The organism is Streptomyces guryensis (assembly GCF_021261325.1).
GTDB classification, from domain to species: Bacteria; Actinomycetota; Actinomycetes; order Streptomycetales; family Streptomycetaceae; genus Streptomyces; species Streptomyces guryensis.
Map to the genome: position 1 here is coordinate 160,890 of NZ_JAJSBI010000012.1, position 25,956 is coordinate 186,845.

The following is a 25,956-nucleotide window of genomic DNA, read 5'->3' on the forward strand; positions in this document are numbered from 1 at the left end:
AGAAGAACAGGAGCTGCTGGGTGTCGAGCACGGACGTGCACAAGGAAGCTGAAGACTCGGGACCCAGCGGCTATGCGGCGGCCCGGCTGCGTCTCCTCACCGAGGGGGCGCAGTCCGGGCCGCCGCGCCGTAAGGCGCTGTCGGAACTGACCGACGACTGGCTGACGGGCCTCTTCGCCGCGGGCGCCGAGGACCTGCGCGGCGCGTCCCTGGTCGCCGTCGGCGGCTACGGGCGCGGTGAGCTCTCCCCACGCAGCGACCTGGACCTGCTCCTCCTCCACGACGGCGGCGACCCCAAGGCGGTCGCCGCCCTGGCCGACCGCATCTGGTACCCCGTCTGGGATCTCGGCCTCGCCCTGGACCACTCGGTCCGTACCCCCGCCGAGGCCCGCAAGACGGCGGGCGAGGATCTGAAAGTCCAGCTCGGCCTCCTGGACGCCCGACACATCGCCGGCGACCTGGGCCTGACGGCCGGTCTGCGGACGGCCGTCCTCGCCGACTGGCGCAACCAGGCGCCGAAACGTCTCCCCGAACTCCAGGAGCTGTGCGCAGAACGCGCCGAGCGCCAGGGCGAGCTGCAGTACCTGCTGGAACCGGACCTGAAGGAAGCCCGCGGGGGTCTGCGCGACGCCACCGCCCTGCGTGCCGTCGCCGCCTCCTGGCTGGCCGACGCCCCGCGCGAGGGCCTCGACGACGCCCGCCGCCGGCTCCTCGACGTCCGTGACGCCCTGCACCTGACCACCGGCCGGGCGACCGACCGGCTCGCGCTGCAGGAGCAGGACCAGGTCGCCGCCGAGCTCGGCCTGCTGGACGCCGACACGCTGCTGCGGCAGGTGTACGAGGCGGCACGGGTCATCTCGTACGCCAGTGACGTCACCTGGCGCGAAGTGGCGCGCGTGCTGCGGTCGCGCGCCGTACGGCCGCGGCTGCGCGCCATGCTGGGCGGCGGAAAGCCGGTCCCCGAGCGCTCCCCGCTCGCCGAGGGCGTGGTCGAGCAGGACGGCGAGGTGGTGCTCGCCCGGGCCGCGCGCCCCGAGCGCGACCCCGTCCTGCCGCTGCGCGCCGCGGCCGCCGCCGCACAGGCCGGCCTCCCGCTCTCCCTGCACGCCGTACGGCGCATGGCGGCGACCGTACGCCCCCTGCCCACGCCCTGGCCCGCCGAGGCCCGTGAACAGCTGGTCACCCTGCTCGGCTCCGGGCACCCCACCATCGACGTCTGGGAGGCGCTGGAGGCGGAGGGCCTGATCACACAGCTGCTGCCGGACTGGGAGCGGGTGCGCTGCCGCCCGCAGCGCAACGCCGTGCACATCTGGACCGTCGACCGGCACCTGATCGAGACGGCCGTACGGGCCTCCGAGTTCACCCGCCGCGTGCACCGGCCCGACCTGCTCCTGGTCGCCGCACTGCTGCACGACATCGGCAAGGGCTGGCCCGGCGACCACTCGGTGGCCGGCGAGATCATCGCCAAGGACGTGGCCGCCCGTATCGGCTTCGACCGCGACGACGTGGCCGTTCTCTCCACCCTCGTACGTCACCATCTGCTGCTGGTCGAGACGGCCACCCGCCGCGATCTGGAGGACCCGGCCACCGTCCGTTCGGTCGCGGAGGCGGTCGGCTCGCAGCACACCCTGGAGCTGCTGCACGCGCTGACCGAGGCGGACGCCCTGGCCACAGGCCCGGCCGCCTGGTCGTCCTGGCGCGGTTCGCTCGTCGCCGACCTGGTGAAGCGGGTCGCCGCCGTACTCGCCGGGGACGTGCTCGACGAGCCCGAGGCCGCCGCGCCCACCGCCGAGCAGGAGCGGCTCGCCATCGAGGCGGTCGCCACGGGCAGTCCGGTGCTGTCCCTGCGTGCCCAGACCGAGCCGCCGGCGGAGGACCAGCCGTCCGGCGACCCGGAGCCGCTCGGCGTCGAGCTGCTCATCGCCGTACCGGACCAGGCGGGTGTGCTGCCCGCGGTGGCCGGTGTCCTCGCCATGCACCGCCTGACGGTGCGCACCGCCGAGCTGCGCGCCCTGGACCTGCCGGACGGCGTCGAGGGCTCCATCCTGCTGCTGGACTGGCGGGTGGCCGCCGAGTACGGCTCACTGCCCCAGGCGGCCCGGCTGCGCGCCGATCTCGTACGGGCGCTGGACGGATCCCTGGACATCGCCGGACGCCTCGCCGAGCGCGACGCGGCGTATCCGCGCCGCCGGGGTGTCGTGGCGCCACCGCCGCGGGTGGCGGTCGCGTCGGCCGCGTCCCGGCTGGCCACTGTGATCGAGGTGCGGGCGCAGGACGCCCCGGGTCTGCTGTTCCGGATCGGGCGGGCCCTGGAGGACGCGAGCGTCCGGGTGCGCAGCGCGCACGTCTCCACACTGGGCGCGAACGCCGTGGACGCCTTCTACGTGACCGGGCCCGAGGGAGCGCCGCTGCCGGGCGACGAGGCGGCCTCCCTGGCCCGGAAACTGGAGGAGACATTGCGGGGGTGACCGCGATGTAGGTGCGGGCGGGGACGATTGTCTTGCGCGGCCCGATACCCTGGAAGACGCTCATACTGCCCCCGACTCCGAGGACCGACGCCGCCGTGTTCGACACTCTCTCCGATCGCCTGTCAGCGACCTTCAAGAATCTGCGCGGCAAGGGGCGTCTGAGCGAGGCGGACATCGACGCCACCGCGCGCGAGATCCGCATCGCCCTCCTCGAGGCGGACGTGGCCCTGCCCGTCGTCCGGGCGTTCATCAAGAACGTCAAGGAGCGCGCCCTCGGTCCCGAGGTCTCCGGTACGCGGTACCCCGCCCAGCGGGTCCTGGACATCGTCAACGACGAGCTGGTCACCGTCCTGGGCGGCCAGACCCGCCGCCTGCGGTTCGCCAAGCAGCCGCCGACCGTGATCATGCTCGCGGGTCTGCAGGGTGCAGGTAAGACCACCCTCGCGGGCAAGCTCGCCAAGCACCTCAAGGAAGAGGGCCACTCGCCGCTCCTGGTCGCCGCCGACCTCCAGCGCCCGAACGCGGTCACCCAGCTGAGCGTCGTCGCCGAGCGGGCGGGCGTGGCCGTCTTCGCCCCGGAACCGGGCAACGGCGTGGGCGACCCCGTCCAGGTCGCCAAGGACTCCGTCCAGCACGCCAGGACCAAGGTCCACGACATCGTCATCGTCGACACCGCCGGCCGCCTCGGCATCGACCAGGAGATGATGCAGCAGGCCGCGGACATCCGGGACGCGGTCTCGCCGGACGAGATCCTCTTCGTCGTCGACGCGATGATCGGCCAGGACGCCGTCAACACGGCGGAGGCCTTCCGCGACGGCGTCGGCTTCGACGGTGTGGTCCTCTCCAAGCTCGACGGTGACGCCCGCGGTGGTGCGGCCCTGTCGATCGCCTCGGTGACCGGCAAGCCGATCATGTTCGCCTCGAGCGGCGAGAAGCTGGACGACTTCGACGTCTTCCACCCGGACCGGATGGCCTCCCGCATCCTCGACATGGGTGACCTCGCCACCCTGTTCGAGAAGGCGGGGAAGGAGTTCAGCGAGGAAGAGGCCGCCAAGATGGCCTCCAAGCTCGCCTCCAAGAAGGGCCAGGACTTCACCCTGGACGACTTCCTGGCCCAGATGGAGCAGGTCAGGAAGATGGGCAGCATCTCCAAGCTGCTCGGCATGATGCCCGGCATGGGTCAGATCAAGGAGCAGATCAACAACATCGACGAGCGGGACGTCGACCGCACGGCCGCCATCATCAAGTCGATGACCCCGGCCGAGCGCGCCGACGCCACGATCATCAACGGCTCCCGCCGCGCCCGTATCGCCAAGGGCTCCGGCGTCGAGGTCAGCGCGGTGAAGAACCTCGTCGAGCGGTTCTTCGAGGCCCGCAAGATGATGTCCCGCATGGCCCAGGGCGGCGGCATGCCGGGAATGCCCGGGATTCCGGGCATGGGCGGCGGTCCGGGCCGTACCAAGAAGCAGCCCAAGCAGGCCAAGGGCAAGCAGCGTTCGGGCAACCCGATGAAGCGCAAGCAGCAGGAGCAGGAGGAGGCCGCACGCCGGGCCGCCGCCGCTCAGGGCGGCAACGCCTTCGGTGTGCCGGGCCAGCAGGCGACGCAGGACTTCGAGCTCCCGGACGAGTTCAAGAAGTTCATGGGCTGAGTTCACCCGGTGCGCGTGCCAGGGGTGGGGCCTTGTCGTAACGTCCGTTTATGACCAATCCCGCCCCGCCGCGCAAGTCGCCCGACCAGCCCTGGCGTTCCGAGGGCACTCCCGAGGAGCCGCCCAGGCCGCCGGGTGGGCGGAAGATGCGCGGCGGCTGGTGGAGCCTGATCCTGACCGCGCTGGTCGTGTACCTGATCGCGAATCTGATCCTGTCGTTCTTCAACGAGGGCAACGAGCCGACGATCTCGTACACCGAGTTCAGCAAGCAGGTCGACGCGGGCAACGTCAAGAAGATCTACGCCAAGGGCAACGCGATCCAGGGCCAGCTCAAGAAGCAGCAGAGCAACCCGGACGGTGGCGGCAAGTACACCAAGTTCAGCACCGAGCGGCCTACGTTCGCGAGCGACAAGATCTGGGACGACCTGACCAAGCACAACGTCACGGTCACGGCGGCGCCGGTCGTCCAGCACCGCAGCTTTCTGGCCAATCTGCTGATCTCGCTGGCCCCGATGCTGCTGCTGATCGCGGTGTGGGTCTTCATCGCGCGGCGGATGAGCACCGGGCTGGGCGGCGCGGGCGGGATGCTCGGCCGCAAGGCGCCGCCCAAGCCGGTGGAGCTGGAGCCGGGCGCCACGCGCACGACCTTCGAGGACGTGGCGGGCATCGACGAGGTCGAGGGCGAGCTCAACGACGTCGTCGACTTCCTGAAGAACCCGGACGCCTACCGCAGGATGGGCGCCAAGATGCCGCGGGGCGTGCTGCTCGCGGGCCCGCCCGGCACCGGCAAGACCCTCCTGGCGCGCGCCGTCGCCGGCGAGGCGGGTGTGCCGTTCTTCTCGGCGTCCGCCTCCGAGTTCATCGAGATGATCGTGGGCGTCGGCGCCTCACGGGTGCGTGAACTGTTCGCGGAGGCCCGCAAGGTGGCCCCGTCGATCATCTTCATCGACGAGATCGACACCATCGGGCGGGCCCGCGGCGGCGGCTCCGGCATGGGCGGCCACGACGAGCGCGAACAGACGCTGAACCAGATCCTGACCGAGATGGACGGCTTCTCGGGTTCGGAGGGAGTCATCGTCATCGCGGCCACCAACCGCGCCGACGTCCTGGACCCGGCCCTGACCCGTCCGGGCCGCTTCGACCGGGTGGTCATGGTCTCGCCCCCGGACCGCGGCGGCCGCGAGGCCATCCTGCAGATCCACACCCGCGAGATCCCGCTCTCGAAGGACGTCGACCTCGGTCAGGTGGCCCGTACGACCCCGGGCATGACCGGCGCCGAACTGGCCAACCTCGCCAACGAGGCGGCCCTGCTCGCCGTCAAGCGCAAACAGGAGCGGGTGACGCAGTCCGACCTCTCCGAGGCCCTGGAGAAGGTCCAACTGGGCGCCGAACGGCCCCTGGTCATGCCTGAGGAGGAGCGCCGCCGCACCGCCTACCACGAGAGCGGCCACGCCCTGCTCGGCATGCTCCAGCCCGGCGCCGACCCCGTCCGCAAGATCACCATCGTCCCGCGCGGCCGGGCCCTCGGCGTCACGCTCTCCACGCCGGAGTCCGACAAGTACGCGTACACCGAGGAGTACCTGCGCGGCCGGATCATCGGCGCCCTCGGCGGCATGGCGGCGGAACAGGTCGTCTACGGGGTCGTCACGACCGGCGCGGAGAACGACCTGGAGCAGGTCACCAACATCGCGCGCGGCATGGTCGCCCGGTGGGGCATGAGCGAGCGCGTCGGCCGGCTGTCCGCCCTCCCCAGCGACGCCCAGCAGGCGTACGGCCTCGCGGCCGCCCCGCAGACCCTCGACGTGATCGACGGCGAGATGCGCCGGATCGTCGACGAGTGCTACGCGGAGGCGTGCCGCAAGCTGAGCGACCACCGCGGTCAACTGGACGCCCTCGCCCAGGCGTTGCTGGAGCGGGAGACCCTGGAGGAGGCGGACGCGTACCGGATCGCGGGGATCACGAGGCTGGCGAAGGTCGACGGTTCCTGAGGTGCGCGGGGCCTAGGGTGTACGAGCGATCAGGTACCGGAACACGTTCGGCATCCACACCGTGCCGTCCCGGCGCTGATACGGGTGCAGGGCCTCCGCCAGCTCCTTGTCGACCTGTGCCTGGTCCGTCGCCGAGATCGCCGCGTCGAACAGGCCCGTCGACAGCAGGCCCCGTACCGCGCTGTCCATGCCGGCGTACCCGAACGGACAGGCGACCCGTCCGGAGCCGTCGGGCTTCAGGCACGCCCGCTGGGCGACCTCCTCCAGGTCGTCGCGGAGGGCGGGGCGCCAACTGCCCGTGCCGCGCAGCGGATCCGCCAGCCGGGTGGCCACCCGCAGCACGGACGAGGTGGTGCAGCGTTCCGGCGGACCCCAGCCGGCGAGCACCACGGGCGCCCCGCGCCCGACGAGCGGGGTCGCTGCCTGCAACAGCCCGCGGAGCCCCTCCGAGTCGCCCGCCAGACACCCGATCGGCTCGAAGGCCGTCACCAGGGTGAACGCGGGCGTCTCCGCGTCGCCCGCGGCCACGATGTCTTCGGGTGAGCCGTCGACGATCCGGGCGTCGGCACGCGCGCGCGTGGCCCACGCCTGCGGGAGCAGCCGCTCCCGCGCGAGAGCCAGTCGTTCGGGGGAGGATCGGTCGACGCCGGTGACCGCCGCGCCTCTGCGGGCCGCCGTCAGAAGGGCCAGCCCGCTGCCGCAGCCGAGGCCCAGCAGCCGTGTGCCGGGGCCCACTTCGAGTCGCTCGTAGACGGCCTCGTAGAGCGGGACCAGCATCCGCTCCTGGATCTCGGACCAGTCACGCGCGCGTGCACACAGGTCCACACGGGGCGCCTCGCCCGTATGGGGCGGGTGCTGCCGCACGAGCGTAGGTGTCATGTAAAGCGCCCCAATCCGACGAGAGTTGCCCCTGTACCCGATTCCATGGCCCCCGTGACGTGCGCCCGCGCTCCCCCCGTATGCCAGATAACTCCGCACTCGACCGCTCGTCCAGGGGTAGTGGGGCCCCGCTTGTGGGTTGCATATGCGGGCGAAAAGAATTCACGTCCCGGCAACGTGGGCCCCTACCATCGCGCCCATGGCAAAGGCTCCCGTTCTCACGGCGCGCGCGGACGACTTCCCGCGCTGGTACCAGGACCTGATCACCAAGGCCGAGCTGGCCGACAACGGCCCGGTGCGCGGCACCATGGTGATCCGACCGTACGGGTACGGGCTGTGGGAGCGGATGCAGGCCGACATGGACGCCCGGATCAAGGAGACGGGCACCCAGAACGCGTACTTCCCGCTGCTCATCCCGCAGTCGTACTTCGCCAAGGAGGCCGACCACGTCGAGGGCTTCGCGCCGGAGCTGGCCGTGGTCACCCATGGCGGCGGCAGGGAACTGGAGGAGCCCGCGGTCGTCCGCCCCACCTCCGAGATGATCGTCAACGACTACTTCTCGAAGTGGGTGCAGAGCTACCGCGACCTGCCTCTGAAGATCAACCAGTGGGCGAACGTGGTCCGTTGGGAGCTCAGGCCCCGTCTCTTCCTCCGTACGACCGAATTCCTGTGGCAGGAGGGCCACACCGCGCACGCCACCTACGAGGAGGCGCGCGACTTCGCCGCACACATCCAGCGGCACGTCTACGGGGACTTCGTCGAGAACGTCCTCGCCATGGACTTCGTCTCCGGCCGCAAGACGGCCAAGGAGCGCTTCGCGGGCGCCGTCAACACCCTCACGCTCGAAAGCATGATGGGCGACGGCAAGGCCCTCCAGATGGTCACCAGCCACGAACTGGGCCAGAACTTCGCCCGGGCCTTCAACACCCGGTACCTGTCCAGGGAGGGAACGCAGGAACTCGTCTGGCAGACCTCCTGGGGCTCGACCACCCGCATGATCGGCGCCCTGGTGATGACTCACGGAGATGACAACGGGCTCAGGGTCCCGCCGCGGCTGGCGCAGATCCAGGTCGTCGTCCTCGCGATCAAGGGCGACGAGGCGGTTTTGGCCAAGGTCCGCGAGATCGGTGACCGGTTGACGGCGGCGGGCCTCCGTGTCCACGTCGACGACCGCACCGACACCCCTTTCGGGCGCCGCGCCGTCGACTGGGAGCTGAAGGGCGTGCCGGTACGCGTCGAGGTCGGGCCCCGTGACCTGGAGAACGGCACGGCGATGCTGGCCCGCCGCATCCCCGGGGGCAAGGAGCCGATGCCGCTCGGCGCCCTCGTGGGGCTCCTGCCCGCGATCCTCGAGGAGGATCAGGCGCTTCTGCTCGCCCAGTCCCGCGAGCGCCGCGAGTCCCGTACGGCCGACGTGTCGACGATCGGGGAAGCCGTCGAGGCGGTCGGAGCCGGCGGGTGGGCGCGCATCCCCTGGGCGGAGCTCGGCGAGGAAGGCGAGGCCGCACTGGCCGGGCACGCGGTGACCGTACGGTGTCTGGTCGCTGCCGACGGGTCGGTGCCCGACGCCGAGGACGCGCCCGGTAACGTCGCGGTCGTCGCGCGCGCTTACTGATACAGAGCCCTTCCGCCGCGAGCGCGACCGAAACGCCTCTTGCGCACCTGCGGATCACAACCGCACCGGCGCGTGGACATCGTCTACGCGCCGGGTCGTAGAGCAGGCTACGTACCGGCTTGGGATGAGCTGTGAGGTTTCTCCGCAGATCAGCGCACCCGCCCTCGTCGGGACGCATCAGCGGCAACTGACGGGTACGTGCAAATTATTTGGGATGGCCCGGAATAGGAACACATTCGAGGCCCCGCTCGTTGTCATTACGTGAGCACGACACAGACACCACCTGTTCTCGCCGCAGAGCTGGCAGAGGCGTGGGCCGACATCCAGCGGTACCACCCCGAGCTGCCCGACCTTGCCGCGCCAGAGTCCCTGATCGGAGAGTCGTCGTCCGCGTGCGGTCACGAGCTCTCCTTCGAGCGACTGCTCCATGAGGCAGTCCATGGCATCGCCGCCGCGCGCGGCGTGCGCGACACGTCCCGCGCCGGCCGGTACCACAACCGCAGATTCCTCGCGATCGCCGAGGAGCTGGGCCTGGACCACCCCGAGGAACCGCATCCCAGTAGCGGCTTCTCGCTGGTCACGCTCAACCCCGAGGCAAAGCGCCGCTACCGCCCGACCATCGAGCGGCTGCAGCGCGCCCTGAAGGCCCATACGGCTGCCACCTCCGCCGACACCCCGAAGAGCTTCCGCGGCCCGGCGGCGCGGCACGGCTCCTCCGGGGGCGGGGTGCGAGTGAAGGCGGTGTGCGACTGCGGCCGTAACGTACGGGTCGTCCCGTCGGTGCTGGCGCAGGCGCCGATCGTCTGCGGGGGGTGCGGGAAGCCGTTCCGCATTCCCGAGGTGGTGGGCGCGGCGTAGGCGCACGGCGCTCGGTACCGGCATCTCGTGGCTGCCGGTCGGAACGCATTGCGCCGGGGAGCGCCGCCGTAACCCGCCGAGCCTGCGGGCAGTCGTGCCGCTTGGGGCGGCACGGGTGGGCGCTGGGGGTCCCCCCGCTCGAGCGAAGTCGAGAGTGGGGGGACACCCCGTGCGCCGGGCCGCGCTACCCACCCCGAGGGCACCTGCAGCGACGGGTGCCTCTCAGTCATGCCCAGGTGCGGCTCGCCACCCCTCGGCCAAAAGCGACCCGCAGGGTATGGCACAATGGCTAGCTGTACTCGACAGCCGCACAGGAACCCTCTCGCCTCCGGCTGACGCGTCCATCGGGCACTCGGGTACCGCAACCCCACGCGGCAATCTCGCCGTGCCCAACCACGTCAAAACCAGGAGAACCCACTCCCGTGGCAGTCAAGATCAAGCTGAAGCGTCTGGGCAAGATCCGTTCGCCTCACTACCGCATCGTCGTCGCCGACTCCCGCACCCGTCGTGACGGCCGTGCGATCGAGGAGATCGGTCTGTACCACCCGGTGCAGAACCCCTCGCGCATCGAGGTCGACTCGGAGCGCGCGCAGTACTGGCTGGGTGTCGGCGCGCAGCCGACCGAGCCCGTTCTCGCCATCCTGAAGCTGACCGGCGACTGGCAGAAGTTCAAGGGCCTGCCCGCCCCGGCTCCGCTGCTCGTGGCCGAGCCGAAGGCTGCCCGCCCGGTGTTCGACGCCCTCGGTGGCGACGACGAGGGCAAGGGTGAGGCCATCACCCAGAAGAAGAAGGCTGAGAAGAAGGACGAGGCTCCCGCCGAGTCCGCGTCGACCGAGGCCTGAGCATGCTCGAGGAGGCTCTCGAGCACCTCGTGAAGGGCATCGTCGACAATCCTGACGATGTGCAGGTCGCCTCGCGCAACCTGCGCCGTGGGCGCGTCCTCGAGGTCCGGGTGCATCCCGACGACCTCGGCAAGGTGATCGGCCGCAACGGCCGCACCGCGCGCGCTCTGCGTACCGTCGTGGGCGCCATCGGCGGCCGCGGTGTCCGCGTCGACCTCGTCGACGTGGACCACGTCCGCTGACGCCAAACGCAACACCGGCTCGGGCCGGGGAGGGCCACTGCGCCGTCCCCGGCCCGTAGTCGTTACCAGCCGTTACGACAGGAGATCCTGGGAAGTGCAGCTCGTAGTCGCACGGATCGGCCGTGCCCATGGCATCAAGGGCGAGGTCACCGTCGAGGTCCGTACCGACGAGCCCGAACTGCGGCTCGCACCCGGCGCCGTACTGGCCACCGATCCCGCCTCGACGGGCCCGCTCACCATCGAGACGGGCCGCGTCCACAGCGGCCGTCTGCTCCTGCGCTTCGAGGGCGTACGCGACCGCAACGCGGCCGAGGCGCTGCGCAACACCCTCCTGATCGCCGAGGTGGACCCGGAGGTGCTCCCCGAGGAGGAGGACGAGTACTACGACCACCAGCTGATGGACCTGGACGTGGTCACCAAGGACGGCGTCGAGGTCGGGCGCATCACCGAGATCTCGCACCTGCCCTCCCAGGACCTGTTCATCGTGGAGCGCCCGGACGGCAGCGAGGTCCTGATCCCCTTCGTCGAGGAGATCGTCACGGAGATCGACCTCGAGGAGCAGAAGGCGGTCATCGACCCGCCGCCCGGGCTGATCGACGACCACGCCGAGATCGCTTCGTCGCGGGACGAGTCGTGATGCGCCTCGACGTCGTCACGATCTTCCCCGAGTACCTGGAGCCCCTGAACGTCTCCCTCGTCGGCAAGGCACGCGCGCGTGGACAGCTCAACGTCCATGTACACGACCTGCGCGCGTGGACGTACGACCGCCACAACACCGTCGACGACACCCCGTACGGCGGCGGCCCCGGCATGGTCATGAAGACCGACCCCTGGGGCGACGCCCTGGACTCCGCGCTGGCCGACGGGTACGAGACGGGCTCGCACGCACCCGCGCTGATCGTCCCCACCCCCAGCGGCCGCCCCTTCACCCAGGAACTCGCCGTCGAGCTCTCCGAGCGCCCGTGGCTGATCTTCACGCCCGCCCGCTACGAGGGCATCGACCGCCGGGTGATCGACGAGTACGCGACCCGGATGCCGGTCCACGAGGTGTCCATCGGCGACTACGTCCTCGCCGGCGGCGAGGCTGCCGTCCTGGTGATCACGGAGGCCGTCGCCCGCCTGCTGCCCGGCGTCCTCGGCAACGCCGAGTCGCACCGCGACGACTCCTTCGCACCCGGCGCCATGGCCAACCTCCTCGAAGGCCCCGTCTACACCAAGCCCCCCGAGTGGCGCGGCCGCGACATCCCCGACGTGCTGCTCAGCGGCCATCACGGCAAGATCGCCCGCTGGCGCCGCGACGAGGCACTGAGGCGTACGACGGCCAACCGGCCCGACCTGATCGAGCGTTGCGACCCCAAGGCCTTCGACAAGAAGGACCGGGAGATGCTCTCCATCCTGGGCTGGGCCCCGGATCCGGAGGGGGAGCCGTACGGCCGATTTTGGCGCAGGACAGAGGGCGTGGAAGAATAGGCCGCTGTTGTGCGTCGTCCGGCGTGCGCCCCTGCCACAGGGGGACACGACGCCCGCCCCGACCCGGACAGCATCCTCCAGGAAACCTAGTTACCGCCTATGACCTGTGGCATGGGCGAAGAAAGCAGACGAAATGTCTCACCTGCTCGACTCCGTCGACAGCGCGTCGCTGCGCAGCGACGTCCCGGCCTTCCGCCCGGGTGACACCGTCAACGTCCACGTCCGCGTCATCGAGGGCAACCGCTCCCGTGTGCAGCAGTTCAAGGGCGTTGTGATCCGCCGCCAGGGCGCCGGTGTCCGCGAGACCTTCACGGTCCGCAAGGTCTCCTTCTCCGTCGGCGTCGAGCGCACCTTCCCGGTGCACACCCCGATCGTCGAGAAGATCGAGCTCGTCACCCGCGGTGACGTGCGTCGCGCCAAGCTGTACTACCTGCGCGAGCTGCGCGGCAAGGCCGCGAAGATCAAGGAGAAGCGCGACAACTGAGCTCGCGCCGTCGCTCGTGAGCCGTAGGCGAGCGAGCCGACAAGAAGGTGCCACAGCGGGGCCGGATAGCATCTGGCCCCGATGGACACCGAAGCACAGCCGACGGAGCGCGACCGCTCCTCCCGCCCTGGACCAGTGGCTGCGGAGGAACGGTCGCGTTTCGCGTTGGTGTCGAGAATCACCGACTGGCTGCCCGGTGGCTGGACCGCTCCGATCCTGCTGGCCTGCCTGGTGTTTTTGCTGCTCCTGAACACTTTCGTGGTCCAACCATTCCAAATTCCCAGCGGATCCATGGAAAACGGATTGAGGATCGGCGACCGGGTCCTCGTAAATAAGTTGGCGTACCGTTTCGGTGCCGAGCCGCGGCGCGGCGATGTCGTCGTGTTCGACGGCAGCGGGTACTTCGGGAACGCCGACTACGTCAAACGCGTCGTGGGCGTGGGGGGAGACCGGGTGGTCTGCTGTGACAAGGAGGGGAGGATCAAGGTGAACGGCCGGTCGGTCGACGAGTCGACGTTCCTCTACCCCGGTGACAGCCCGTCCACGGTGCCCTTCACCGCCGTCGTGCCCGACGGCACCCTCTTCGTCCTCGGCGACCACCGCAGCGACTCCAGCGACTCCCGCGACCACCTGGGCTCGCCCGGCGGAGGCATGATCCCCGTATCGGACGTCATCGGACGGGCCGACTGGATCGTCTGGCCCACCGCCCACTGGACCCGCCTGCAGCGTCCCGGCGCCTACGCGCGCGTGCCCGCCGCGGACGGTGCGCATGGGTAACCGTGGCAAACCGCGCGGTGCCGCCGACGGCCCGGCCGAGGGTCTGCTGCCCACCGGGTCCCGCCGCGCCTCCGGCCCGGTGGCCGGGGGCGCCGGCCGCACCCGCGCCGAGCGGCGCAAGCTGCAGCGCAAGGTCAAACGAAAGCGCAGGCGCAGCGCGGTCAAGGAGATACCTCTCCTCGTCGGCGTCGCGGTTCTCATAGCCCTGGTCCTCAAGACGTTCCTCGTCCAGGCGTTCGTGATCCCGTCCGGCTCCATGGAGCAGACGATCCGGATCGGCGACCGGGTCCTGGTCGACAAGTTCACCCCGTGGTTCGGCTCCAAGCCCAAGCGCGGGGACGTCGTCGTCTTCAAGGACCCCGGCGGCTGGCTCGCGGACGAGCAGACCACGACCAAGAAGAACGACCCCGTCGTCGTCAAGCAGGTCAAGGAGGGGCTCACCTTCATCGGCCTGCTGCCGTCCGACAACGAGAAGGACCTCATCAAGCGGGTCATCGGCGTCGGCGGTGACCATGTCAAGTGCTGTGACGCGCAGGGGCGGGTGACCGTCAACGGCGTTCCGCTGACCGAGGGCGGCTATCTGTATCCCGGAAACGCCCCCTCCACGCAGCCGTTCGAGATCACTGTCCCGAAGGGGCGGTTGTGGGTGATGGGCGATCACCGGGGCAACTCCGCGGACTCCCGCGCCCACCAGAACACCCCTTACGGCGGCACGGTCTCCGAGGACTCCGTGGTGGGACGGGCGATGGTGATCGCATGGCCCTTCGGTCACTGGACCTCCTTGAAGGAACCTAAAACTTTCTCCTCCGTTTCCAACTCCGTGTCGGGGACGACCGCGTCCCCGCAGCTGTCGCATAGGGTTGCTCCTGACTATTTCAACGGAACGGTCCAGCTCCCGAGCCCTGCGGAACTCCCGCTCGTTATGGGAGTGGTGGGCCTGCACCGCGTCTGGGGCAGGCAGCGGCACAGAGTAAGGAGTTGGCGTGGGGGATGTGGCGGTTGGCGCACGGTCCGGACACGACGGCGAGGAGCACCGCGGACAGCCCGCGCAAGGGGTTTCCGCAGCCGTCCCGGCCGCGGACAGCGCCGTGACCTCCGGGAGTGACTCCGGGGCGACCGACGACGGCAGGGCGCCGGGCGAGCGGAACCGGACCGAGGAAGAGGGCTCGGGCGGTACACCCCCCAGGTCCAAGAAACAACGCTCCTTCTGGAAGGAGCTGCCCATCCTGATCGGTATCGCGCTCGTGCTGGCGCTGCTGATCAAGACGTTCCTGGTGCAGGCGTTCTCGATCCCTTCGGACTCGATGCAGAACACCCTTCAGCAGGGCGACCGGGTCCTGGTCGACAAGCTCACCCCCTGGTTCGGTTCGAAGCCGGAGCGCGGCGAGGTCGTCGTCTTCCACGACCCGGACAACTGGCTGGCGGGCGAGCCCACGGCCAATCCGAACCCACTGCAGAAGGCCCTCAGCTGGATCGGTCTGATGCCGTCCGCCGAGGAGAAGGACCTCATCAAGCGCGTCATCGGCGTCGGCGGCGACACCGTCTCCTGCAAGGGCTCCGGCCCGCTCAGGGTCAACGGCAAAGCGCTCAACGACGCGTCGTTCGTGTACGCCGGCAACACCCCGTGCAGCGTCGACGACCAGGGCGGCCAGTTCACGGTGAAGGTCCCCAAGGGCTACATCTGGGTCATGGGCGACCACCGGCAGAACTCGCGCGACTCGCGCTACAACCAGAGCGACAAGCACAACGGCATGGTTCCCGTGAACAAGGTCGTCGGCCGCGCCATCGTCATCGCCTGGCCGATCACCCGCTGGGACACCCTCCCGATCCCGGACACCTTCGACCAGCCGGGACTGAATGACAAGTCCTCGGCGTCCGCCGCCCTGTCGGCCGCCCCGAACGCGCTCGCCCTCACCGGTGTGGTGCCGGTGGCCCTGTGGCGCCGTAGGCGGATCGCCGTGGCCGAGACGCGCAAAGCGGGCGCGGAGAACTCCGCCTGACCATGGCTTGGTGAAGCCCTGGTGCAGCTGTGACCTCGGTCGGCCGTCAAGGGCTGACCGGGGCAGGTACCGCCGGGTAGGGTGCGGACCCATGGGTGGCGAGAGCACTACGCGTACGGCCCCGCGCAGCGGCGGCAAGAGCACGGGCCCGGTGGGCAGCAGGACCGGAGAGCGACTGTCCGGACTGGCCATCGCACTGGGCATTGTGCTGTTCCTCGGCGGATTCGGCTGGGGAGCGGTGGTCTACCGGCCGTACACCGTACCGACCACCTCGATGACGCCGACGATCGACGCCGGCGACCGGGTCCTGGCCCAGCGCGTCGACGGCAGTGAGATCCGCCGGGGCGATGTCGTCGTCTTCAACGACAAGTCCTGGGTGACCAACGCATCCGTGGTCAAGCGCGTGGTCGCGGTCGGCGGCGACACGGTCTCCTGCTGCACGAACGGCAAGCTGACCGTCAACGGCAAGCAGATCGACGAGGGCTACCTCAAGGGCAGCGTCGTCGAGGACAAGAACATCCCGACCGTGAAGGTCCCCCAGGGGCGCCTGTTCCTGCTCGGTGACGAGCGCCAGGGGTCGCTGGACTCCTCCGCCCACCTCAGCGACGCGGCCCAGGGCACCGTCGCGCGCTCGGCCGTGACGGCTCGCGTGGACGCCGTCGTCTGGCCCATGAAAGGCATGCTGGAGCGCCCCACCGGCTTCCAGACCCTCGGCGTGCTCTCCCAGCCCGGCCCGCTGCGGATCATCGTCACGCTGATCGTGGCCGGGGCCGTCCTCGTCCTCGGCGGCGGCGCGTACGGCCCGATCGCCAAGCGGACGGGCGGGCGCCGCACCCGTGCGCGGACGGAGCCCGTGGGTGCCCGCTGAGGCCGCGGGCGGGTACGAGGACTCGTACCGGGGAGGGCTGCGCAGGGTGGCCCGGGTGGTCCTGCTCGATCCCGAGGACCGCATTCTTCTCCTGCACGGCCATGAGCCGGACGACACGGCCGACGACTGGTGGTTCACGCCCGGCGGCGGTCTGGAGGGCGACGAGAGCCGCGAGGAGGCCGCGCTCCGGGAACTCGCCGAGGAGACCGGCATCACCGATGTCGAACTCGGCCCGGTGCTGTGGCGGCGGATGTGTTCCTTCCCGTTCGCGGGCCGCCGCTGGGACCAGGACGAGTGGTACTACCTGGCCCGTACGACGGATACGTCCGCGGCGGTGCCCGAGGCCACGGGCCTCACGGAACTGGAGCGGCGCAGCGTCGCAGGAGCACGCTGGTGGACGTGTCGGGAACTTGCCCGGGCGCATGAGACCGTGTATCCGACCAGACTCGCCGAGCTGCTGTGCAGGCTGCTCGACGAAGGTCCCCCGGCCAGGCCTGTGACCCTTGACCCCGAAATCGTCTAGGGGCTCACGGGACTGGCGCACAATGGTGGGATCGCACGGGTGAAGGGGAAGCTGCCATGAGCGCCGAGGACCTCGAGAAGTACGAGACCGAGATGGAGCTGAAGCTCTACCGGGAGTACCGCGATGTCGTCGGTCTGTTCAAATACGTGATCGAGACCGAGCGGCGCTTCTACCTGACCAACGACTACGAGATGCAGGTGCACTCGGTCCAGGGCGAGGTGTTCTTCGAGGTGTCGATGGCGGACGCCTGGGTCTGGGACATGTACCGGCCGGCTCGCTTCGTGAAGCAGGTGCGGGTACTCACGTTCAAGGACGTGAACATCGAGGAGCTGAACAAGAGCGATCTCGAACTGCCGGGCGGCTGACGCTCAGGGTCGGCCGCTCGTCCGGGTGACGGGTTTGTCCACAACCGGTGAGTAGTCCACCAAGATCCACTTGGTCGGGCCGGATGCGTGACGGTTGGCGCCGGAGGTGGTGCCGACATGAGTACACGCAACGCACAACGCAGTGCCATGGGCAGGTACGGCGAGGATCTGGCCGCGCGGCGGCTGGCGGACGCCGGTATGACGGTCCTGGAGCGCAACTGGCGCTCCGGCAGGACGGGTGAGATCGACATCGTGGCCCGGGACGGGGACGTCCTGGTGGTCTGCGAGGTGAAGACCCGCAGGGCGGGCACCTTCCAGCACCCGATGGCCGCGGTCCCGCCGACGAAGGCGGAACGTCTGCGCGGTCTGGCGGAACGCTGGGCGCAGGAACACGGCGGAGCCCCGCCGGGGGGCATCCGCATCGACCTGGTGGGCATCCTGCTCCCCGATCGCGGCGCACCCGTGGTCGAACACGCGCGGGGGGTGGCCTGATGGGGTTCGCGCGTACGTGCTCGGTGGCGCTCGTGGGCGTCGAGGGCGTGGTGGTGGAGGTCCAGGCGGATCTGGAGCCGGGGGTGGCGGCGTTCACGCTGGTCGGGCTGCCGGACAAGAGCCTGAGCGAGAGTCGGGACCGGGTGAGGGCGGCGGTCGTCAACTCGGGCGCCGAATGGCCGCAGAAGAAGCTGACCGTGGGGCTGAGCCCGGCATCGGTGCCGAAGGGCGGCAGCGGCTTCGACCTGGCGGTCGCCTGCGCCGTGCTCGGCGCCTGCGAGCGGATCGACCCGCGGGTGCTCGCCGACATCGTGATGATCGGGGAACTGGGCCTGGACGGCCGGGTCCGGCCCGTCCGGGGCATCCTGCCGGCGGTGCTGGCCGCGGCGGACGCCGGCTACGAGCAGGTGGTCGTGCCCGACTGCGCGGCCGCCGAGGCCTCGCTGGTGCCCGGCGTGTCCGTCCTGGGGGTGCGCAGCCTGCGCCAGCTGATCGCCGTCCTGGCGGACGAGCCCGTACCCGACGAGGAACCGGACGACCAGGGCCGTCCCGATCCGCTGCTCGCCGGACTGCGGGTGCCCGGCACGGGCGCGGCCACGGGGATGCGCAGCCTGGGCTCCGCACAGCACGACCAGGGCCATGACCTCGCCGACGTGGTGGGCCAGATCTCGGCGCGGACGGCGGTCGAGGTCGCCGCGGCGGGAGGCCACCACCTGTTCCTGGAGGGCCCGCCAGGTGCCGGGAAGACGATGCTCGCGGAGCGGCTCCCCGCGATCCTCCCGCTGCTCAGCCGGCAGGAGTCGCTGGAGGTCACGGCGGTGCACTCGGTGGCGGGTCTGCTGCCCCCTGGCAAACCCCTGATCGACGTCGCTCCGTACTGCGCCCCGCACCATTCGGCCACCATGCAGGCGCTCGTGGGCGGCGGCCCTGGCGTCGCGCGGCCCGGCGCCGTCTCGCTCTCCCACCGGGGGGTCCTCTTCCTCGACGAGACGCCAGAGTTCAGCAGCCACGCCCTCGACGCGCTGCGGCAGCCGCTGGAGTCCGGGCACGTGGTGATCGCGCGCAGTGCGGGTGTCGTGCGGTTCCCGGCGAGATTCCTGATGGTGCTCGCTGCGAACCCCTGTCCCTGTGGCCGCTTCTCGCTGGCCGACGACCTCTGCGAGTGCCCGCCCTCGTCGATCCGCCGCTACCAGGCGCGGCTGTCCGGCCCGCTGCTCGACCGGGTCGACCTGCGCGTCGAGGTCGACCGGGTCACCCGCGCCCAGCTGACCCAACGCGGCGCCGGGGGCGAGTCCACCACGACGGTCGCCGACCGGGTACGGGCGGCCAGGGAGCGCGCGGCTGCACGCCTTGCGGGCACGCCCTGGCGGACCAACAGCGAAGTCCCCGGGCGGGAGCTGCGCAGCCGCTGGCACGCCGCGACCGGGGCGATGGACGAGGCGGAACGGAATCTGGAGCGGGGTGTGCTGACCGCCCGCGGGCTGGACCGCGTCCTGCGCGTCGCCTGGACCGTCGCGGACCTCGTGGGACACGACCGGCCCGACGCGACGGACGTCGCCCTGGCGCTGCAACTGCGTACCGGCGTGCCGCGCGGCGTGCCCATGGCCATCGGGGCGCTGACATGAGGCTCGATGACGACCCGGCCGGCGAACTGCGGGCCCGGGTCCTTCTCAGCCGTGTGCTCGAACCGGGGGACGAGGCCGGCGGGCGGTGGCTGCGGGAGCTCGGGGCGGTGGAGGTGGCGCGGCGGCTGCGCGACGGCGGGCCGCAGCTCGTCGGGATCACCGACAAGCGGTGGGCCGGGCTGCTGGACCGCGCGGAGCAGGCCGAGCCCGAGCGGGATCTCGCCGTAGCCCAGGAGGCCGGCATGCGGTTCGTGACGCCCGGGAACGGCGAGTGGCCCGGGCAGCTCGACGACCTGGGGGACGCGCGCCCGGTGGGGCTGTGGGTGCGGGGGCGGCCCAGTCTGCGGATGTGGGCGCTCAGATCCGTCGCCGTGGTCGGGGCTCGGGCGTGCACCGAGTACGGGGCGCACATGGCGGGCACGCTCGGCGCCGGGCTCGCCGAGCACGGCTGGGTGGTCGTCTCCGGCGGTGCCTACGGGGTCGACGGGGCCGCACACCGGGGCGCGCTCGGCGCCGGCGGAGCCACCGTCGCGGTGCTGGCCTGCGGGGCCGACCGGGCCTACCCGCGGGGGCACACCGAGTTGCTCGGCAGGATCGCGGAACAGGGACTGGTGATCGGGGAATTGCCCCCCGGCGATCATCCGACCCCGAGCAGATTCATCGTCCGGAACCGGGTGATCGCCGCCCTCACCAGGGGCACCGTGGTCGTCGAGGCCGCCCGTCGCAGCGGCTCGCTGGTCACGGCACGGGCGGCGCAGCGGCTGGGCCGCCACACGATGGGGGTGCCCGGGCCGGCCACCAGCGGCCTCTCCGCGGGAGTGCACGAGCTCCTGCGGGACGACGCCGTGCTCGTCACCGACGCCGCGGAAGTCGTCGAGCTGGTCGGCGACATGGGCGAGCTGGCCCCGGAGCGGCGCGGACCCGTGCTGCCCCGCGATCTTCTGGAGCCCGGCGCCCGGCGCGTCCTGGCCGCACTGCCCGGCCGCGGGACGGCACCGCCCGGCGACATCGCTCGGGGCGCGCAGACCACGCAGGACGACGCGATCGCGAGACTGTACGAACTCCGATCACTCGGTTACGTCGAACGACACGGCGACGGCTGGAAGTTGACACGCCAGGCGATGATCTCCGTCCGCGGGGGTCGCAGTCGATGTTGACCGAGCGTGTTCGGCCGTCCGGGGGAAGCCTGACACCTGTGGAAATACCCGCAGTTGGCGTTCCCCGGCGGTCACGCACAGCAATCTCCACGACTCCGTGGGGCGCCCTGCGGAACGTATCTGCGCATCCGATCCGCGCCGACCTTCGCGCACCGCGACACTTCAGTCACGCTACGCTCACGTGGATTCCGGCACAGCCCGGCATCTCGACATCAGACCGACAGCTCACCCAGGCACCCCCACTTCACGGCAGAACGGCACAAGGCGACGAATGCCCCAGCACACCTCCGGGTCCGACCGGGCGGCGATCCCCCCAGCCGCCCGTGACGGTGGCAGCGTGCGGCCGCCCGCTCCCTCGACACTCGACGAGCTGTGGCGGTCGTACAAGGACACGGGGGACGAGCGGCTGCGGGAGCAGCTGATCCTGCACTACTCGCCGCTGGTGAAGTACGTGGCGGGACGGGTGAGCGTCGGTCTGCCGCCGAACGTGGAGCAGGCCGACTTCGTCTCCTCCGGGGTGTTCGGACTCATCGACGCGATCGAGAAGTTCGACATCGACCGGGAGATCAAGTTCGAGACGTACGCGATCACCCGGATCCGGGGCGCGATGATCGACGAGCTCAGAGCGCTGGACTGGATTCCGCGATCGGTGCGGCAGAAGGCACGGAACGTGGAGCGGGCGTACGCGACGCTGGAGGCGCGCCTGAGGCGGACACCGTCCGAGGGCGAGGTGGCCGGCGAGATGGGCATCGCCGTGGATGAACTCCACGCGGTGTTCAGCCAGTTGTCGCTGGCCAACGTGGTGGCCCTGGAAGAGCTGCTGCATGTGGGGGGTGACGGCGGCGACCGGCTCAGTCTCATGGACACGCTGGAGGACACCGCCGCCGACAACCCCGTGGAGGTGGCCGAGGACCGCGAGCTCAGGCGGTTCCTGGCCCGGGCGATCAACACCCTGCCCGAGCGGGAGAAGACCGTCGTGACGCTGTACTACTACGAGGGGCTCACGCTCGCCGAGATCGGGAACGTACTCGGCGTGACCGAGAGCCGGGTGAGTCAGATCCACACCAAGTCCGTGCTGCAGTTGCGGGCGAAGCTGGCGAGCTTCGGACGTTGAGCGGCCCGACTCACTCCCCTCGGGAGTGGTCCGTCCGTAAAGTGGTTGACGTGCCAAGGATTCGAGCGGCCTCCGTGGCCGAACACCGGTCGATGCAGCGTGCCGCCCTGCTGGACGCGGCCCGGTCTCTGCTGTCCGAGGGGGGGACGGAGGCGCTGACGTTCCCCGCCCTCGCCGAGCGGACGGGGCTCGCCCGGTCGTCCGTCTACGAGTACTTCCGCTCCCGGGCGGCTGTGGTCCAGGAACTGTGCGAGGTCGACTTCCCGGTGTGGGCCGCCGAGGTCTCGGCGGCGATGGAGCGGGCGGGGTCGGCCGAGGGCAAGGTCGAGGCGTATGTGCGGCAGCAGTTGGTGCTGGTCGGGGACCGGCGGCATCGGGCTGTTGTGGCGATTTCGGCGAGTGAGCTGGATGCGGGGGCGCGGGAGAAGATCAGGGCCGCGCACGGCGGGCTTGTCGCGATGATCGTCGAGGCCTTGGGGGAGATGGGGCACTCCTCGCCTCGGTTGGCCGCGATGTTGCTGCAGGGGGTTGTGGACGCCGCTGTGCGGAGGATCGAGCTGGGGGCGGCCGAGGATCCCTCGGCGATCACCGAGGCTGCGGTGGCCATGGCTTTGCGGGGGGTGCGCGGCTGAGGGCGGTGGGGGCTGCTGTCGGTGCCGGGTCGCCGGCCCGCGCTGACGGGGTGCCGCCTTTCTTCGGGTCGGGTGCCACCCGAGTTTCTTCGGGTCGGGTGCCACCGAGGCGGCACGACTGCCCGCAGGCCACGGCGGCCGCGCGAGCTCTCGCAGGCTCCGACGGGGCTCAAGAGGGCAGCGGCACGCCCAGGACCGGCAACAGCCTCGACGGGCCCTGGTGCAGTAGCCACGGTGGCAGCAGGGACAGTGGGTCCAGGTAGGTCTCACCCCTCAGCAAGCCCCAGTGCACGCACGTGACCGTGCAGTGGTTGCCCGTCGGCTCCACCGTGCCGACGACCTCGCCCGGCGCCACCTCGTCGCCCTTCCGTACCGACGCCTTCACCGGTTCGTAGGTCGTGCGCAGGTCCGTGTCCGTCAGCTGTACGGAGATCACGCCCCGGCCGGCCACCCGGCCCGCGAAGGACACGCGGCCGGCTGCGACCGCTCTCACCGGTGTTCCGGCCGGTGCTGCCAGGTCCACGCCCCGGTGGCCGCGTCCGTAGACCGTCGCCGGAGGTTCCCAGCCTCGTAGGACCGCGGGGTGGGTTCCCACGGGCCAGACGCGGCCGACGGCAGGGACCGGTGCGCCCGGTGCCGGTGCCGGTGCCGGCGGCGGGTCGTCCGCCCAGGCCCAGGGGGCCAGGACGGTCAACATCAGTCCCAGCAGCGCCACCCATGTCATCCGCACGTATCGCCTCGCTCGCATGCGAGAACCCTGCCGCGCCGCCGCCGATCGAGCCGGGAGCTGTGGACTACTCCCCGGTTGTGGACAGCGGCGTCACCCGGTGCCCCGGCGGTCCCGTACACTTCTTCTGGCGATCCGGGTCACCGGGTCGACTTCGCACGCCCCGACACCTGGTCATCAAAAGCCGGTGTCAGCGCCCCTCGGTCCTTCGTGGCACGGCGCACGTGGGCGTCAGGCGCGGGAGCCGTCCGGCCCCCGCGGCACAACCGAGAAACTCAAGGAGAACGGCCATGGCCGTCGTCACGATGCGGGAGCTGCTGGAGAGCGGCGTCCACTTCGGTCACCAGACCCGTCGCTGGAACCCGAAGATGAAGCGCTTCATCTTCACCGAGCGCAACGGCATCTACATCATCGACCTGCTCCAGTCGCTGTCGTACATCGACCGCGCCTACGAGTTCGTCAAGGAGACCGTCGCCCACGGCGGCACGGTCATGTTCGTCGGCACGAAGAAGCAGGCGCAGGAGGCCATCGCCGAGCAGGCCACCCGCGTCGGCATGCCCTTCGTCAACCAGCGCTGGCTGGGCGGCATGCTCACCAACTTCTCCACCGTCTACAAGCGTCTGCAGCGCCTCAAGGAGCTCGAGCAGATCGACTTCGAGGACGTCGCCGCTTCGGGTCTGACCAAGAAGGAGCTCCTGGTCCTCTCGCGTGAGAAGGCCAAGCTGGAGAAGACCCTCGGCGGTATCCGCGAGATGCAGAAGGTGCCCAGCGCCGTCTGGATCGTGGACACCAAGAAGGAGCACATCGCGGTCGGCGAGGCCCGGAAGCTCAACATCCCGGTCGTCGCCATCCTCGACACCAACTGCGACCCCGACGAGGTCGACTACAAGATCCCGGGCAACGACGACGCGATCCGCTCCGTCACCCTGCTCACCCGTGTGATCGCCGACGCCGTCGCCGAGGGCCTCATCAGCCGCTCGCGCGTCGCCACCGGTGACAAGGGCGAGAAGGCCGCCGGCGAGCCGCTCGCCGAGTGGGAGCGCGACCTGCTCGAGGGCGAGAAGAAGGCCGACGAGGCTCCGGCCGCCGAGGCCGAGAAGCCGGCCGAGGCCCCCGCCGAGGCTCCCGCCGCTGAGGCCCCCGAGGCCGAGGCTCCGGCCGCTGAGGCCCCCGAGGCCGAGGCTCCGGCCGCCGAGGCTCCGGCCGCGGACGCCGAGCAGGCCTGACCCGTCAGCGTCAGAGGTTGACGGCGGGGGCGGTGTGAAATCCGCCCCCGCCGTTCACCCGTAGGTCAGCGGCGAGTCAGCCGTCCCCGGCTGTATTGGGGGCCGTAGACCCCGTAGATCTTCGATCTTCCAGACTTCGAGAAAGATTCACAGACTCATGGCGAACTACACCGCCGCCGACGTCAAGAAGCTTCGTGAGCTCACCGGCGCCGGCATGATGGACTGCAAGAAGGCGCTGGACGAGGCCGAGGGCAACGTCGACAAGGCCGTCGAGGCGCTCCGGATCAAGGGCCAGAAGGGCGTCGCCAAGCGCGAGGGCCGCTCCGCCGAGAACGGCGCCGTGGTCTCGATCATCGCTGACGACAACTCCTCCGGTGTCCTGGTCGAGCTGAAGTGCGAGACGGACTTCGTCGCCAAGGGCGAGAAGTTCCAGGCCGTCGCCACCGCGATCGCCGAGCACGTCGCCAAGACCTCCCCGGCCGACCTCCAGGCGCTGCTCGCCTCCGAGATCGAGGCCGGCAAGACCGTCCAGGCGTTCGTGGACGAGGCCAACGCCAACCTGGGCGAGAAGATCGTCCTGGACCGCTTCGCGCAGTACGGCGACGGCTTCGTTCTCGCGTACATGCACCGCACGATGCCCGACCTGCCCCCGCAGATCGGTGTCCTGGTCGAGCTCGACAAGCCCAACGCCGAGATCGCCAAGGGTGTCGCGCAGCACATCGCCGCCTTCGCGCCGAAGTACCTCGCCAAGGAGGACGTGCCGGCCGAGGTCGTCGAGTCCGAGCGTCGCGTCGCCGAGGAGACCACCCGCGCCGAGGGCAAGCCCGAGGCCGCCCTCCCGAAGATCGTCGAGGGTCGCCTCAACGGCTTCTTCAAGGACGCCACGCTGCTCGGTCAGCCGTACGCGCTCGACAACAAGAAGTCGGTCCAGAAGGTTCTGGACGAGGCCGGTGTCACCCTGAAGCGCTTCACGCGTATCAAGGTCGGCATCTGAGTCCGTGCCGCGATCGGTGTCCCGGCCCGATAGGGTCGAGTGCAGCCGTCCGGCCGTCCCTCACGCACGCGCGTGAGGGACGACAGCAGATCTGACGAGGAGGCCATTGCCGAGCATGGGATGCCAACACCCCAGCGGCAATGGCCTTCTTCGTATGTGCAACACGTGAAAGAGGCGGGATCTCCATGACCACCACCAAGCCCCAGAAGAGCGACGACGGCAAAGTACGCGGCCGGTTTCTGCTGAAGCTGTCCGGTGAGGCCTTCTCCGGTGGCGGGGGCCTGGGTGTGGACCCGGACGTGGTGCACAAGATCGCTCGTGAGATCGCCGCCGTCGTCCGGGACGGCTCGGAGATCGCGGTGGTCATCGGCGGCGGCAACTTCTTCCGCGGCGCCGAGCTCCAGCAGCGCGGCATGGACCGGGCCCGCTCCGACTACATGGGCATGCTCGGCACAGTGATGAACTGCCTCGCCCTCCAGGACTTCCTGGAGAAGGAGGGCATCGACAGCCGGGTGCAGACCGCCATCACCATGGGCCAGGTCGCCGAGCCGTACATCCCGCTGCGCGCCGTGCGCCACCTGCAGAAGGGCCGTGTGGTCATCTTCGGCGCCGGTATGGGCATGCCGTACTTCTCCACCGACACCACCGCCGCGCAGCGCGCCCTGGAGATCGACGCCGAGGCGCTGCTGATGGGCAAGAACGGCGTGGACGGGGTCTACGACTCCGACCCGAAGACCAACCCCGACGCGGTCAAGTTCGACGCCCTCGGCTACGGCGAGGTCATCACCCGCGACCTCAAGGTCGCCGACGCCACCGCCGTCACGCTGTGCCGCGACAACAAGCTCCCGATCCTCGTCTTCGAGCTCCTGGCCGAGGGCAATATCGCCCGCGCCGTCAAGGGTGAGAAGATCGGCACGCTTGTGGGTGACCAGGACAGCCGGGACTGACCAGCAACACCCAC

The 25,956-nt window shown here is 70.4% G+C and carries 26 protein-coding genes; 24 read left to right on the forward strand and 2 right to left on the reverse strand.

All coding sequences use genetic code 11. The annotated features are described in order from the left end of the window. Nucleotides 1-20 precede the first annotated feature (20 nt). From LJ657_RS24375 to ftsH, 3 genes are all read left to right on the forward strand, one after another. On the forward strand, nucleotides 21-2,468 hold the full coding sequence (locus tag LJ657_RS24375; protein WP_232650868.1) for a [protein-PII] uridylyltransferase: 2,448 nt from the start codon (nucleotides 21-23) through the stop codon (nucleotides 2,466-2,468). A gap of 95 nt (nucleotides 2,469-2,563) precedes the next feature. Beyond that, nucleotides 2,564-4,117 carry a signal recognition particle protein gene (ffh, locus tag LJ657_RS24380; RefSeq protein WP_232650869.1) on the forward strand — a complete coding sequence of 518 codons (1,554 nt, stop codon included), beginning with the start codon at nucleotides 2,564-2,566 and terminating at the stop codon, nucleotides 4,115-4,117. A 50-nt stretch (nucleotides 4,118-4,167) separates the two neighbouring features. Further along, nucleotides 4,168-6,105 (forward strand): ATP-dependent zinc metalloprotease FtsH, encoded by a 1,938-nt coding sequence (gene ftsH, locus LJ657_RS24385; protein WP_232650870.1) that lies wholly within the window; start codon nucleotides 4,168-4,170, stop codon nucleotides 6,103-6,105. 12 nt (nucleotides 6,106-6,117) lie between these two features. Here ftsH and LJ657_RS24390 read toward each other — a convergent pair whose 3' ends face one another. After that, on the reverse strand, nucleotides 6,118-6,984 hold the full coding sequence (locus tag LJ657_RS24390) for a class I SAM-dependent methyltransferase (RefSeq protein WP_232650871.1): 867 nt from the start codon (nucleotides 6,982-6,984) through the stop codon (nucleotides 6,118-6,120). Nucleotides 6,985-7,183: 199 nt separating this feature from the next. Here LJ657_RS24390 and proS point away from each other — a divergent pair, with 199 nt between their 5' ends. The 18 genes from proS to LJ657_RS24480 all read left to right on the forward strand — a co-directional run bounded on the left by proS (nucleotide 7,184) and on the right by LJ657_RS24480 (nucleotide 22,048). After that, nucleotides 7,184-8,599, forward strand: coding sequence for a proline--tRNA ligase (gene proS, locus LJ657_RS24395; protein WP_232650872.1), 1,416 nt, complete (start codon nucleotides 7,184-7,186; stop codon nucleotides 8,597-8,599). 261 nt (nucleotides 8,600-8,860) lie between these two features. Continuing rightward, nucleotides 8,861-9,457 carry a hypothetical protein gene (locus tag LJ657_RS24400; protein WP_030943152.1) on the forward strand — a complete coding sequence of 199 codons (597 nt, stop codon included), beginning with the start codon at nucleotides 8,861-8,863 and terminating at the stop codon, nucleotides 9,455-9,457. A gap of 422 nt (nucleotides 9,458-9,879) precedes the next feature. After that, on the forward strand, nucleotides 9,880-10,299 hold the full coding sequence (gene rpsP, locus LJ657_RS24405; RefSeq protein ID WP_232650873.1) for a 30S ribosomal protein S16: 420 nt from the start codon (nucleotides 9,880-9,882) through the stop codon (nucleotides 10,297-10,299). Nucleotides 10,300-10,301: 2 nt separating this feature from the next. After that, nucleotides 10,302-10,541: an RNA-binding protein gene (locus LJ657_RS24410; RefSeq protein ID WP_003973401.1), complete on the forward strand. Its 240-nt coding sequence runs from the start codon at nucleotides 10,302-10,304 to the stop codon at nucleotides 10,539-10,541. 94 nt (nucleotides 10,542-10,635) lie between these two features. Then, a complete protein-coding gene (rimM, locus tag LJ657_RS24415; RefSeq protein ID WP_232650874.1) occupies nucleotides 10,636-11,178 on the forward strand; it encodes a ribosome maturation factor RimM in 543 nt (180 codons plus the stop codon). Then, nucleotides 11,178-12,011, forward strand: a complete 834-nt coding sequence (trmD, locus tag LJ657_RS24420; RefSeq protein ID WP_232650875.1) for a tRNA (guanosine(37)-N1)-methyltransferase TrmD — start codon at nucleotides 11,178-11,180, stop codon at nucleotides 12,009-12,011. Before rimM ends, trmD begins: the two co-directional genes overlap by 1 nt. Before the next feature lie 133 nt (nucleotides 12,012-12,144). Beyond that, nucleotides 12,145-12,495: a 50S ribosomal protein L19 gene (gene rplS / locus LJ657_RS24425; RefSeq protein WP_030041016.1), complete on the forward strand. Its 351-nt coding sequence runs from the start codon at nucleotides 12,145-12,147 to the stop codon at nucleotides 12,493-12,495. 81 nt (nucleotides 12,496-12,576) lie between these two features. Next, the gene (gene lepB, locus LJ657_RS24430) at nucleotides 12,577-13,272 is read left to right on the forward strand and encodes a signal peptidase I (protein WP_232650876.1); all 696 of its coding nucleotides are present in this window, start codon (nucleotides 12,577-12,579) and stop codon (nucleotides 13,270-13,272) included. Beyond that, entirely contained in the window at nucleotides 13,265-14,377 is a 1,113-nt protein-coding gene (lepB, locus tag LJ657_RS24435) for a signal peptidase I (protein WP_232650877.1), read from the forward strand. The genes lepB (LJ657_RS24430) and lepB (LJ657_RS24435) overlap by 8 nt, the downstream gene beginning before the upstream one ends. Then, on the forward strand, nucleotides 14,265-15,272 hold the full coding sequence (lepB, locus tag LJ657_RS24440) for a signal peptidase I (protein ID WP_232650878.1): 1,008 nt from the start codon (nucleotides 14,265-14,267) through the stop codon (nucleotides 15,270-15,272). The genes lepB (LJ657_RS24435) and lepB (LJ657_RS24440) overlap by 113 nt, the downstream gene beginning before the upstream one ends. A 91-nt stretch (nucleotides 15,273-15,363) precedes the next feature. After that, nucleotides 15,364-16,140, forward strand: a complete 777-nt coding sequence (lepB, locus tag LJ657_RS24445) for a signal peptidase I (RefSeq protein ID WP_232650879.1) — start codon at nucleotides 15,364-15,366, stop codon at nucleotides 16,138-16,140. Beyond that, a complete protein-coding gene (locus LJ657_RS24450) occupies nucleotides 16,130-16,663 on the forward strand; it encodes an NUDIX hydrolase (RefSeq protein WP_232650880.1) in 534 nt (177 codons plus the stop codon). The genes lepB (LJ657_RS24445) and LJ657_RS24450 overlap by 11 nt, the downstream gene beginning before the upstream one ends. Before the next feature lie 56 nt (nucleotides 16,664-16,719). Continuing rightward, nucleotides 16,720-17,028 (forward strand): DUF2469 domain-containing protein, encoded by a 309-nt coding sequence (locus LJ657_RS24455; RefSeq protein WP_003965949.1) that lies wholly within the window; start codon nucleotides 16,720-16,722, stop codon nucleotides 17,026-17,028. Between the two features lie 87 nt (nucleotides 17,029-17,115). Beyond that, nucleotides 17,116-17,520, forward strand: coding sequence for a YraN family protein (locus tag LJ657_RS24460; RefSeq protein ID WP_232650881.1), 405 nt, complete (start codon nucleotides 17,116-17,118; stop codon nucleotides 17,518-17,520). Beyond that, complete coding sequence (locus tag LJ657_RS24465; RefSeq protein ID WP_232650882.1) at nucleotides 17,520-19,145, forward strand: YifB family Mg chelatase-like AAA ATPase; 1,626 nt, start codon at nucleotides 17,520-17,522, stop codon at nucleotides 19,143-19,145. The genes LJ657_RS24460 and LJ657_RS24465 overlap by 1 nt, the downstream gene beginning before the upstream one ends. Next, nucleotides 19,142-20,302 carry a DNA-processing protein DprA gene (gene dprA, locus LJ657_RS24470; protein ID WP_232650883.1) on the forward strand — a complete coding sequence of 387 codons (1,161 nt, stop codon included), beginning with the start codon at nucleotides 19,142-19,144 and terminating at the stop codon, nucleotides 20,300-20,302. The genes LJ657_RS24465 and dprA overlap by 4 nt, the downstream gene beginning before the upstream one ends. A gap of 271 nt (nucleotides 20,303-20,573) precedes the next feature. Then, nucleotides 20,574-21,416 (forward strand): RNA polymerase sigma factor WhiG, encoded by an 843-nt coding sequence (gene whiG, locus LJ657_RS24475; RefSeq protein ID WP_232650884.1) that lies wholly within the window; start codon nucleotides 20,574-20,576, stop codon nucleotides 21,414-21,416. A 74-nt stretch (nucleotides 21,417-21,490) separates the two neighbouring features. Then, entirely contained in the window at nucleotides 21,491-22,048 is a 558-nt protein-coding gene (locus tag LJ657_RS24480; protein WP_232650970.1) for a TetR/AcrR family transcriptional regulator, read from the forward strand. 169 nt (nucleotides 22,049-22,217) lie between these two features. On the opposite strand, the gene LJ657_RS24485 is transcribed toward LJ657_RS24480, so the two are convergent. After that, nucleotides 22,218-22,796, reverse strand: coding sequence for a M23 family metallopeptidase (locus LJ657_RS24485; protein ID WP_232650885.1), 579 nt, complete (start codon nucleotides 22,794-22,796; stop codon nucleotides 22,218-22,220). A 269-nt stretch (nucleotides 22,797-23,065) separates the two neighbouring features. Between LJ657_RS24485 and rpsB the strand changes: the two genes are divergently transcribed. The 3 genes from rpsB (at nucleotide 23,066) to pyrH (ending at nucleotide 25,942) form a co-directional block, all read left to right on the forward strand. Further along, nucleotides 23,066-24,001, forward strand: coding sequence for a 30S ribosomal protein S2 (gene rpsB / locus LJ657_RS24490; RefSeq protein WP_232650886.1), 936 nt, complete (start codon nucleotides 23,066-23,068; stop codon nucleotides 23,999-24,001). Nucleotides 24,002-24,158: 157 nt separating this feature from the next. After that, on the forward strand, nucleotides 24,159-24,995 hold the full coding sequence (gene tsf / locus LJ657_RS24495) for a translation elongation factor Ts (protein ID WP_232650887.1): 837 nt from the start codon (nucleotides 24,159-24,161) through the stop codon (nucleotides 24,993-24,995). Between the two features lie 185 nt (nucleotides 24,996-25,180). Next, entirely contained in the window at nucleotides 25,181-25,942 is a 762-nt protein-coding gene (pyrH, locus tag LJ657_RS24500) for a UMP kinase (protein WP_232650888.1), read from the forward strand. Nucleotides 25,943-25,956: the final 14 nt, after the last annotated feature.